This is a genomic window from Nostoc sp., from assembly GCF_036919595.1.
In the GTDB taxonomy this organism is placed as follows: Bacteria; Cyanobacteriota; Cyanobacteriia; order Cyanobacteriales; family Nostocaceae; genus Nostoc.
The window spans coordinates 67,371-77,897 of record NZ_JBALCO010000038.1 but is presented as its reverse complement, the minus strand read 5'-3'; the positions used below and the strand labels follow the sequence as shown (position 1 = coordinate 77,897).

General features: G+C 41.2%; 12 protein-coding genes. 3 read left to right on the top strand and 9 right to left on the bottom strand.

The window, feature by feature from the left end:
- Positions 1-209 precede the first annotated feature (209 nt).
- The 3 genes from V7K21_RS04970 to V7K21_RS04960 all read right to left on the bottom strand — a co-directional run bounded on the left by V7K21_RS04970 (position 210) and on the right by V7K21_RS04960 (position 4,141).
- The gene (locus V7K21_RS04970) at positions 210-1,994 is read right to left on the bottom strand and encodes a tetratricopeptide repeat protein (protein WP_335172085.1); all 1,785 of its coding nucleotides are present in this window, start codon (positions 1,992-1,994) and stop codon (positions 210-212) included.
- Positions 1,984-3,276, bottom strand: a complete 1,293-nt coding sequence (locus V7K21_RS04965; RefSeq protein ID WP_335172084.1) for an ATP-binding protein — start codon at positions 3,274-3,276, stop codon at positions 1,984-1,986. The genes V7K21_RS04970 and V7K21_RS04965 overlap by 11 nt, the downstream gene beginning before the upstream one ends.
- A gap of 631 nt (positions 3,277-3,907) precedes the next feature.
- Positions 3,908-4,141 (bottom strand): hypothetical protein, encoded by a 234-nt coding sequence (locus tag V7K21_RS04960; protein WP_335172082.1) that lies wholly within the window; start codon positions 4,139-4,141, stop codon positions 3,908-3,910.
- A gap of 177 nt (positions 4,142-4,318) precedes the next feature.
- On the opposite strand from V7K21_RS04960, the gene V7K21_RS04955 reads away from it, so the two are divergent.
- The 3 genes from V7K21_RS04955 (at position 4,319) to V7K21_RS04945 (ending at position 5,391) form a co-directional block, all read left to right on the top strand.
- Positions 4,319-4,687 (top strand): hypothetical protein, encoded by a 369-nt coding sequence (locus V7K21_RS04955; protein ID WP_335172080.1) that lies wholly within the window; start codon positions 4,319-4,321, stop codon positions 4,685-4,687.
- 321 nt (positions 4,688-5,008) lie between these two features.
- Entirely contained in the window at positions 5,009-5,182 is a 174-nt protein-coding gene (locus V7K21_RS04950; protein WP_335172078.1) for a DUF6888 family protein, read from the top strand.
- Positions 5,179-5,391: a DUF6887 family protein gene (locus V7K21_RS04945; protein ID WP_335172076.1), complete on the top strand. Its 213-nt coding sequence runs from the start codon at positions 5,179-5,181 to the stop codon at positions 5,389-5,391. The genes V7K21_RS04950 and V7K21_RS04945 overlap by 4 nt, the downstream gene beginning before the upstream one ends.
- 188 nt (positions 5,392-5,579) lie before the next feature.
- On the opposite strand, the gene V7K21_RS04940 is transcribed toward V7K21_RS04945, so the two are convergent.
- The 6 genes from V7K21_RS04940 to ndhC all read right to left on the bottom strand — a co-directional run bounded on the left by V7K21_RS04940 (position 5,580) and on the right by ndhC (position 10,174).
- Complete coding sequence (locus V7K21_RS04940) at positions 5,580-5,702, bottom strand: hypothetical protein (protein WP_334706216.1); 123 nt, start codon at positions 5,700-5,702, stop codon at positions 5,580-5,582.
- Positions 5,703-5,814: 112 nt separating this feature from the next.
- Positions 5,815-7,686 (bottom strand): SUMF1/EgtB/PvdO family nonheme iron enzyme, encoded by a 1,872-nt coding sequence (locus tag V7K21_RS04935; RefSeq protein WP_442948848.1) that lies wholly within the window; start codon positions 7,684-7,686, stop codon positions 5,815-5,817.
- Position 7,687: 1 nt separating this feature from the next.
- Entirely contained in the window at positions 7,688-8,083 is a 396-nt protein-coding gene (locus tag V7K21_RS04930; protein ID WP_335172074.1) for a Pepco domain-containing protein, read from the bottom strand.
- 447 nt (positions 8,084-8,530) lie between these two features.
- Positions 8,531-9,091 (bottom strand): NAD(P)H-quinone oxidoreductase subunit J, encoded by a 561-nt coding sequence (locus V7K21_RS04925; RefSeq protein ID WP_335172072.1) that lies wholly within the window; start codon positions 9,089-9,091, stop codon positions 8,531-8,533.
- Positions 9,084-9,821, bottom strand: coding sequence for a photosynthetic/respiratory NAD(P)H-quinone oxidoreductase subunit K (gene ndhK / locus V7K21_RS04920; protein ID WP_335083396.1), 738 nt, complete (start codon positions 9,819-9,821; stop codon positions 9,084-9,086). The genes V7K21_RS04925 and ndhK overlap by 8 nt, the downstream gene beginning before the upstream one ends.
- Entirely contained in the window at positions 9,812-10,174 is a 363-nt protein-coding gene (ndhC, locus tag V7K21_RS04915) for a photosynthetic/respiratory NAD(P)H-quinone oxidoreductase subunit C (protein ID WP_196526961.1), read from the bottom strand. The genes ndhK and ndhC overlap by 10 nt, the downstream gene beginning before the upstream one ends.
- Between the last annotated feature and the right edge of the window lie 353 nt (positions 10,175-10,527).

Here is a 10,527-nt window from a genome sequence, read left to right as displayed (position 1 = left end):
GCACTCGATTGCAATTACTTTACCGTATTTGCTGTGCTGTTTCTTAAATCCTTTACTAGTAAGCCTTTCAAGACTTAACGGGAAAAGTCAGGTTGATGGAAAACATCTTTAGCCATTTTGCTATCTCTAGATTAGAGTCTCAAAATGAGAATATCCCATTTTTTTATTGTATTTTAGCGTTTAGCTTAATCAAAAATGATGTTTTTGCTCTATGCAATGCGATCACACTCTCCATTATTCTGCATTGCTGCGGCAAGTTTTTCTAAATTTTGACGAATATTGAGACTACGAATATGATTAACACCCCAGACTCGTTCACAAATATCTAAAGCTTGCAAATAAAGCGGTTTCGCTTCACTATAACGTCCAGTTTCACGATAAATTTCTGCCAGATTATTGAGACTTTCGGCAACATTGGGATGATTTTCTCCCAATAGGTGCTTATCAAGTTCTAAGGCTTTTATACATAAAGGTTCCGCTTCATTGTAACGCCCCTGCTCCCTGTACATATAACCAAGAGCATAGATAGTGTCTGCTAAAAGTGGATGCGCCTTTTGCAATAGACGCTGCTTAAGTTCCAATGATTGCAAAAACAAAGGTTCGGCTTGGTCGTAACGTCCTTGAGCGCGGTATATTAAACCTAAATTATGCAAATCTGTTGCAACATCAGGATTCTCTTCTCCCAAAAATCGCTTATCTAGTTCTATTGCTTGTTGCGACAATGGTTCAGCTTCACTATAACGTCCTTGATGATAATAAAGTAGCGCTAAATTATTCAGTATATGAGCGAAAGAAAGATGATTTTCGCCAAGCAGACTTTTTTCGAGTTCTAATGATTGCAGATACAGAGGTTCTGCTTCGTCATAACGTCCTTGTTCATCATATAGTAATGCCAAATCGTTGAGACTGGCGGCGACATCAGCATGGTTTTCTCCGCACAGGCGTTTCCTCAGTTCTAAAGCTTGTTGATATAGGAGTTCCGCTTTACTATATTGTCCAGTAGATTTATAGAGTCCCGCCAAATTATTCAGGCTAGTAGCAAAAGAAGGATGGTTGTCTCCCAAAAGACGTTTCGTCAGTTCCAAAGCTTGTTGATATAGTGGTTCTGCTTGGTTGTAGCGTCCTGTTGCACGGTATAGTCCTGCTAAATTGTTGAAGCTAGTAGCTAAGTCTATCTGCAAACCTAATTCATTTTGCAATTCACTCGCCTGACGCCAATACTTAATTGCTAATTCCTGTTCTTCTTGATAATTTTGAGATTCACCCCGATCTAATCTGCTGCGGTAAATATCACCCAACCTTGAATATAAGGTAGCCAAGCTGGGATCTTTAGTTCCCCGTTCCTGTTCTACTTTCTCGATTAATCCTTGTAAATCTTGGATGGGTAAGAAAAAGGAGTTATCTTGATTAGTATCTGTGCTAGCTAATTCCGTGTCTCTAAAAACAAACCGTATATGTTCTAGTTCTTTACCAGGAATAGCATTCGTCTTTTTAGATTCAAACCGAAATACACCATTACGCCAACTCCAAAAGTCAGGGGCTTTTTTAATCAGGTTGACTAAAATTTGGTTAGTTACCCAAAGCACGATCGCAAAAGGAAACTCGCGCAATCCTTCTCTTGTCCACTGTAAGTAACCAAAAAATTTCTCCTGTTCTGATTGCTCTTTTCCTAATCTGAGAAAATAAAGTTGTTCAGCACCTGTCACAGTGATCACCGCCTGGTTATGCTGATGAAGATATTCTTTTTGTTGTACCAGTTGGTTAAGAACAGCTTTGAGGCTAGGTTCCTGACGTGCTAAAGTCACTCGATATAGACGGAAAGCGGGTTGTAGTTCAGCTTCATACTGGGCAATAATTTCATCACGAAAGTTTGTATCATTGCAAACTGCAATCAGTAAATTTAATCCCCGTTTTTGAGCTTCAATAGAAACAATTAAATCATCATACGCATCTTGATTTTCTCCTTCGTCCTCTAAGAATTCTTCATTTAACATTAATAGCTCCCTGTCTTCTCAAGCTTTCGATAATAATTGGATGAACATCGTACCAAGTTTCATCAGTGCGATATTCTAGAACATACAGCCCATGTAGCAAATCCAAAAACTCTGCTTGTTTGGGGTCATTGGGCATAAATTGTTCGTAAACACTCTGCAAAATATCTATATCAGCTTTTCCTAAACGGATGGAAAAATCATTGCGGATTTTATTGATTGCTTGAAGTAAAACTTTATCATTAATGATAACTTCTGCTGAGGGATTTCGCCGAATCATCCGCAAACAAATCCGGCAACATTCCTTAGAAATACGAATTAACTCTCGCAATACACCACCACTAGAAATCACAATTTTTTCAGCAGTTTCTGCTGTGATTAATTCACTGGAAATCCGCTTTTGTAAAACTTCACCGAGAATCTTTGTTGCCTCTAGGCGAGGTTGGGCATTAGGGAACCGATTTTTACCTTTCTCAAAGATTTTTAAGACAGGCATTGCCACAACTTGGTCGTTAGTTTCAGTGGTAATTATTGTACTGAGAAATGTTTCCCGAAGAACTGCGATCGGGATAGTGTAGATAATTTGAAAGTTAGGTTGGCAGAGAGCTTTAATGTTATCTCGATAAATTTCGTTAACTCTTCCTAAGTCAAGTTTATCTAAATCATCAATAATTACTAAAACGTTTTGTTGAGTTGCAGTTTGAATTAGAGCAGCAATTTCATTAATTCTGGCAACTAAATCTGATAATTTACGTTCAAATTCTTGCTTAATTTCATCCCGAACGCTAGCATCAGCTTTTAATTTAGAGCTAATCAATTTTAAGAGGTCAAAACCTATACTAGCTTCTGCTTGTAAATTTAATTCTTCAGTGCGAGTGCGGGTAGCAAACCACTTATAAAGAGCTTCTTTAGTAGATTGCGGAATATCAACTTTGCGTGCTTCTGCCTCGGTCATTAAATTAACTGCGATCGCAAACAGGATATTAATATGGTTAACAGCCGACATTTCAATTTTGTCAGCAATAGAAAATAGAACTACAAAATATTTATTTTGAATTTGTCTGCTAAACTCAGCTAATAAAGTGGACTTACCACATCCCCGATGTCCTGTAAAGACAATTTTGCCATCTCCATTCGGACTATCTTCCACTAATTGGTTAAGGTCTGCAATCAAATCATCACCATATTCGACTCTAAATCTTTCCATTTCGTTCCGTTCCATCAACGGAAACAGTTCGAGATTGCTGTATGCTTCTTGAAAGGAGTTTAATAAGTCTTGAGACATTGGATGGTGCCGTTAACATGCTAACTATCCATATAATGGCTCATGATTTTTGAAGTAAAAGTTTAGGTAATGTCTAAGATAGAGTATGCCTACATAATTTTTCAAATTTCGTTAATAAATAACTACTAGGTGAGTGGTATGTTATGTCTTAAAAAGAGATGCTCTAATCCCCAAATTTCAACCTATGAATAAGTAACAGAGGTGAATAATTAATAAGACTGAATGATAGATTATACATTCGATAATTTAAACTGAATGATAGATTATACAGATAACATCCTGAAAGCTACTTAACACATAAATCAAATAAAATTTTCAGTTATAAAAATAAATTTTTAGTATGCTTCGTCTCATCCCCTCTAGCCGATACGATGGGTAGCTGTTGTTACTAAGGGGAGGGAACTGATTTCTTGTTTCCCCTCTTGGAAAGGGGGGATTAAGGGGGTAATTCGACACCGCGCCCCGAAACGGAGAGAGGCTTTGATTCTTGCTCCAAGGGAAGAGGCTGGGGGTTAGGTTTGAAAGAAAGTTGCACACGGCGCTAAAAAGCATTATTTTAATTTTGCCTTGCGGTAATAGTCGCAACCCCACGGATAAATCCGTAGGGTTGTTCTGTTAAGCTAATTAAGCGTTATGGAATTATTTGAATAACTTTCACCAAACTAGCTTTTGCGACTTCTAAACTAGCTTTTGCAACTTCTAAACTAGCTTTTGCGACTTCTAAACCAGCTTTTGCGACTTCTAAACCAGCTTTTGCGACTTTTAAACTAGCTTTTGCGACTTCTAAACCAGCTTTTGCGACTTCTAAACTAGCTTTTGCGACTTTTAAACGAGCTTTTGCGACTTCTAAACTAGCTTTTCTCAACGAATTTCAGCAAATATACCTGCATCTATCTAGTTGGTTAATGCCATCCAATGCTTTTATAATTCTGTAACTTCACTGTGGCTGCTGCATCTGCTTATTGCGTATTTTAATGATATATAAATAACTCAGTGTTTAAATTCGGGGTTATTTATAAATTAATCCAAACAGGAAAACTATATGACACAACGCAAACGAAACTCCATAGCACTGACCAAAGCTGAACGACGGATTGAAGGAATGCAGACAATTAACTCTCAGTTAGACTTTAGCAATGGGTTTTCAATTGCTACTTACAACACTAAAGTAATTGAATTACGAGAAAAGTTAGCCGCTTATAATCAAGCACAAACAATAGTAGATAAGACACACAATGCATTAATAGAAACAGAACGTGAGTTAAATATTTATACTGAGCAGATGCTGTTGAATGTTGCATCTCGCTATGGCAAAAATAGTGATGAGTATGAAATGGCTGGTGGAACGCGCAGGTCAGATCGTAAAAAAGCACGTCCACTAGTAAACCAAACAGTGACATCTGTGAAGTGATTGTTTAGACTCGCTGTTTCTTTAGATAATGGTGCGTTGTCACAAAGGTCAACGCACCATTAAAACTAATATAAAGCTAATCAAACTCTTTTTTACAAGAAAGCCCTAATGCTACAAACCCCATCTAAATCGATAACTTTAGATGAGTTTCTCAAGCTACCAGAAACAGAACCTTAGAGTAAGATTGTGACAGATTTTGTCGTGATATTTGATGGCGAGATTGAGAAGCACTGCCTTATCAATTTACAACAGAGATGGTTTGATATTTACCCTTACCTGCTATTCTGATTCCAAGCTATGCGGTTATGAGGTATACAAATCTTGCCAACTGCTGAACAAGGCATCAGGTGTGTCATACTATGTCAATCTTTGACCAATACATTCACTCCTATTTACATTGTCCGCCTCGATGAACAAACAGTTAATGTGTTTATTTTGGCAGGAGATAACATAGAGGTAGAAATCTATCGCAATGGTCTTTGGAGGTTCTTGTGATTGAGCCAGAATTTAGCAGCATGAGCAAAACTGAGTTAAGAGCCTTCGTCATTGCTCACCCCGACAACAAAGCAGCGTTTCGTGCTTTTGTTGAGCGCTTTACATCTGAAGCGTCTCCAGAGACTTTTGACATCCCAAAGTCGAATGCTGAGATTGAAGAAGTTGAAATTTTGATTAAACAAAAGTTAGAACAATTAAAAATGAGCTAAATTTTAGAAGTTTCTTTTAAATGTCGCAGAATTAATTGAGTCGAACAACTGTTCGGTTTTGCAACCTACCAAGCTATCCGACTCGGTTTTATATTCGGAGGTTGTCGCCTTCCTCGCTGGTTCAGGTCTGGACTCCCTGGTGTACGCTCGATAAATTCCCACTTACCAACTCTGACAATGGGGAGTACTCACGCCACAGCCACCGCCACCACGCGAAAACCAACATTGTTGTTACGATTCGCGCGCGCGTTCCTATTGCGATTGGCAGAACGGCAATTCCTGGCGTTGTTGTTCCAACTACCGCCACGCAGCAGCTAAAAACGACCTGCCCCATCCTCAAACTCTCAAACTAAGTGAGAAATCTGATTAAATGTAGTGTATGATAGTTCTGATATCAAGATACAACTTTCTTAAAAAAAATTTTTAACCGCCTACGGCGGAAAGTAAAGAAGGGAAAAGAATAAGGAGTGCAAAGGGCAAGGAATCCTCACGCCACAGCCACCGCCACCACGCGAAAACCAACATGGTTGCTACGACGCGCGCGCGCCCAGGGCGAAGGGCAGAACGGCAATGCCTGGCGAAGTAGTACCAACAACCGCCACGCAGCAGCATACTGTTATTATCTTTACCAGTCAGCCACGCACTACCGTCTTTTGGCGCACCCTGGTAATTGTCATTATATACATCTTGACACCATTCCCATACATTACCATGCATATCGTACAAACCGAAAGAGTTTGGCGGAAATTTTCCTACATCTGTTGTTTGTTGACGATATTCACCTTTTGGTGCAGAGCCGTAAGGATAGTTACCGTTGTAGTTAACTAAATCTCTGGTAATCGTTTCACCAAAATAAAACGGCGTAGTTGTCCCCGCGCGACAAGCATATTCCCATTCAGCTTCGCTAGGTAATCTATATTTACGTCTTGTCTTCTGGTTTAGTTTTTTACAAAACTCTACCGCCTCATCCCAACTTACTTTTTCTACAGGTAGCTTATCACCTTTAAAATTGGAAGGATTATTGTTATTACCTATAATTTTTTGAAAAATGTTAATGTTACTACCCATAATTGCTTGATACTGCTCCTGGGTAACTGCATATTTTCCCATGAAGAACCCAGGAACTGTTACCTGATGCTGTGGACTTTCATCTGAATGTCGTTCCGCTTCCCCTGCTGGTGAACCCATCGTAAAGGTGACACCATTGCCTAAATCTTCTTCAAAATATTTCACTTCCTCATTACGGCGGTTGGCAATATTGCCTTGTGCATTTACCGTCACAACTTCAAATTGAAAGGTTTGTAAGGGATTTTTTTCAACTGTAGATTCTCCCTTGGCAGAATTTTCAATACTAGGACGAGGTTGTGGTGAAGATGGTTTTTGAGGTTCCCACCGCAACCTTTCAATTCTTTGAATTGCTCTGATTGCGTCCATATCCTGCCCTGAAGCCGCAGCTAATACCCGAATCCATAATTGCTCTGCTAAATCTAAATTCCTGTCTACTTCTGCTTGGTAAGCATCATTTTTCAACGTGGCGATATCTGCTAGAGTTGCATATCGTGGCACAAGTATTAGGTGGGATTTATTTACAGGTTCAGCAATCACATAAGGCGTTTGCCTTGTATTCTTATACTGGCGAACCAGTTCAGGCACGCGAAACTTAAGATATTGATCCAATCGTTCAACAGTAGCGCATTTACCTTGAATTCCTAACCCTTCTAGTAATGCAGTAGTAAAAGCACCTTGTTTTAAAGCCTCAATTTCATAAGAATACTCTTGAGGAATACAAGAAAAAATGCTGATAACTCCTTGTTGACGTGCTTCTTGGGCGGTTTGTCGCCCAATTCCTTCACCTGTTTTTTTGCCTTCATTGCGACAAGCATCCAGAATCAAGACAACGTTATCAGCACCGCAGCGACGCAGGCGTTCAGTCACAAAGTTAATCGCAATTGCCGTATTTTCAATATCCTCTGGATCGCCATCACAGGGCATGAGATAATCACGGTCAGCGTATCTTATCCCATGCCCACTGAAGAAAAACCAGAAATTATCTCCTGCTCCCATAAAGGGATTGTCAAATAACTGCCGCAAGACTCGCAGCAAGTTAGTGCGAGTTGGGCGAGTCGATTTTCCAGCAAGTTCAGGGGAGTCATCACAGAAGAAGAATATCCGCTCAAATCCTGCTTCCTTGCTCAGAAACTCCTGCATTAACTGTGCATCTCGCTTGGCATAGTTTAGCGGTTGCAGATAATCATACTGGTTAATTCCGATCGAGATCGCCCAATTTTTTGCCATCTCACTGTGATTCTCGGCGTTTGAACTTCAGCTTAATCGCTCCTTTACTCCCAGCTTTGACACCACTGCCAATTAATTTAACTTCTCCATTTGCACTAATTTCTACCGACAACTCAATTTCATCTAGCTGCATCTTGGAGTTGACTTTTGCGTGCTGTTGAGCTTGACTAAACAAACTCCCCACGAGTTCGAGAAAGTGACTCATATTTTGCTCTAATGTTTGAGCGCTAACCTTAACGGCATCTCCTACCCCTTTACTACCAGTGCTTTCCCTGTTAGTTTCGTCTCCCCAGCTACGTGTATTACCACTCCCGCCTTTAGCACCATCAGGAATCGATATTTGCGGCGTTTCATCCGTCACAATCCAAATGCCGTCGTCTTGAGGTGTTTCTGACATATTACTTTAAATATTTAGATGAAATTTTCCCACAAATTAGGACTTACGCACTGTACAAATTAACCATAATATGGTTTATGCAAAATGAACGTTTCAGACGCTGAACACAACCCTGATTTGGTCGCAGATTGACTGTGTTGGGTGTTAGATATGGTTCAAAAGCCCAAATCCCGTATAGTACATATGTATGATGCGTAAGTCCTAAAATATAGATACAACGGTAGAGATAGCGATTCCAATTACTAAAAAATCTCACTGAATATAGCACCTCTCCCTCCTTTGCGAACCTCTGCGCTTCCCTTTGCGCCCCTACCCTGCGGGAAGACGAAGCGCCTATGCATAAAAAAAAACATAACCCCTCTCCGCCACCGGAAAGGGGTTAATCACTGCCGAAACTCAGCACTATATTGTACAGACGCGATTCATTGCGTCTCTATTCAGCGCTATCTAATAAGCGTCCTGCAACTCGTAGAAATCAGGCGAGATGTAATCCTTCCGCAAAGGCCAACCTACCCAATCTTCCGGCATCAAAAGCCGCTTGAGATTTGGGTGTCCTTCGTAGATAATGCCGAACATATCGTAAGACTCGCGCTCTTGCCAATCTGCGGTCTTCCAAATCCAGTACACAGAAGGCACTACGGGGTTTTCCCGTGGTAAGAACACCTTTAAGCGTACTTCTTCGGGGCGATCGCTATTATCACCGACTTTATTCAAATGATATACACTCACCAATTCCTGTCCTGGGCCAAGGTCAACACCACCTTGAAACTGGAGATAATTAAACCCATAAGCATAAAGGGCTGTAGCAGTGGGAAGCAAGAAATCTGCCCCCACTTTAATTATCTCTACACCATTCTTGTCTGGTGCTAAAAACTCATGGTCAAAGCCATTTTCCGTCAACCACTGGGAAACTTTACCGGCTTGTACCAATGACTCTTCTTTGGCCGCTGCTACCGGTTTAGATTCTTCTTCGTCTGCTGGTACTGATTTAGATTCTTCTTCAGCCACGGGTTTGTTCCTCCTTTTGCGCCTTTGCTGTCAGCAGTGCAGGTGGTATTGGCATACCGATCGCTTCTGCCAATTCCTTCGGTGGTGCAGAGCGAGTATCTGACTGCAAATACTTACCAGTTAAGATTTCCTCTACTGGCTTTAGGTTATGAGTCGTGCTGTAGTACCGATGGGTTTGCTTAATTTTATACCGCTCTTGCATCGATTCATTGGCGATTTTCTTCCGCAGCTTAATGATTGCGTCGATAATTGCTTCTGGACGGGGAGGACAACCAGGCAAATACACATCCACAGGAATCAGTTTATCGACTCCACGCACTGCCGTGGGGGAATCAACGCTGAACATCCCGCCAGTAATTGTGCAAGCTCCCATCGCAATTACATACTTCGGCTCTGGCATTTGTTCATAAAGACGCACCAGTTGGGGAGCCATCTTCATCGTAATAGTCCCTGCCGTAATAATTAAATCGGCTTGGCGGGGGCTAGAACGGGGAATTAGTCCAAAACGGTCAAAGTCAAATCGGGAACCAATTAAAGCTGCAAACTCAATAAAGCAGCAAGCAGTACCAAATAGTAACGGCCACAGACTAGAAAGCCGCGCCCAGTCGTAGAGATCATCAACCGTGGTCAAAATGACGTTTTCTGAAAGGTCTTGAGTGACATTAGTCCGCTCAATAGGGTTGATGATTCGCTCTTTGTCCTGGGTTGTTAAGTTAGAATTCAAGACCATTCCAAAGCTCCTTTACGCCATGCGTAAACTAAGGCGACTACAAGAATTGCAATAAAGACTAGCGCTTCAATAAATGCTAATAGCCCCAAACGGTGGAAAGCTACCGCCCAAGGATACAAGAATACAGTCTCCACATCAAAGACGACGAAGACCAGAGCAAACATGTAGTAGCGGATGTTGAATTGAATCCAGGCTCCCCCGATGGGTTCCATACCAGATTCATAGGTGGTGTGCCGTTCGGGGCTGTAACCACTGGGTCGTAGGAGCTTGGATGCTGAGAGCGCTAAGGCAGGCACTAGGCTACAGATGATGAAAAAGCCTAGAAGGTACTCGTAACCGCTGAGGACAAACACAATGAGTATCTACCGCTTATGGAGTATTTTAAGTAGTGACTGGAGATTGGGTACTGACGACTAGAGATTAGGGACTAGAGCGCTTCTGGATTGAGTTCAATACAGACCTAACCCCCAGCCCCAACCCTTGTAGGGAAACGGAACAAGCATCAAAGCTTCTCTCCTTTTAGGAGAGAGGAATGCAAGTAATGTCAGAGTGTATTGCATACACACGAGCGATGCCTACGGCGGGCTACGCCTACGCTATAGGGACTTTGGAGTAGGGAGACAAAGAACTTTTCTTTCCCATGCCCCATGCCCAATGCCTAATCCCCAATGCCCAATCCCTTGAATTACGTTACTTTCTTTTACAT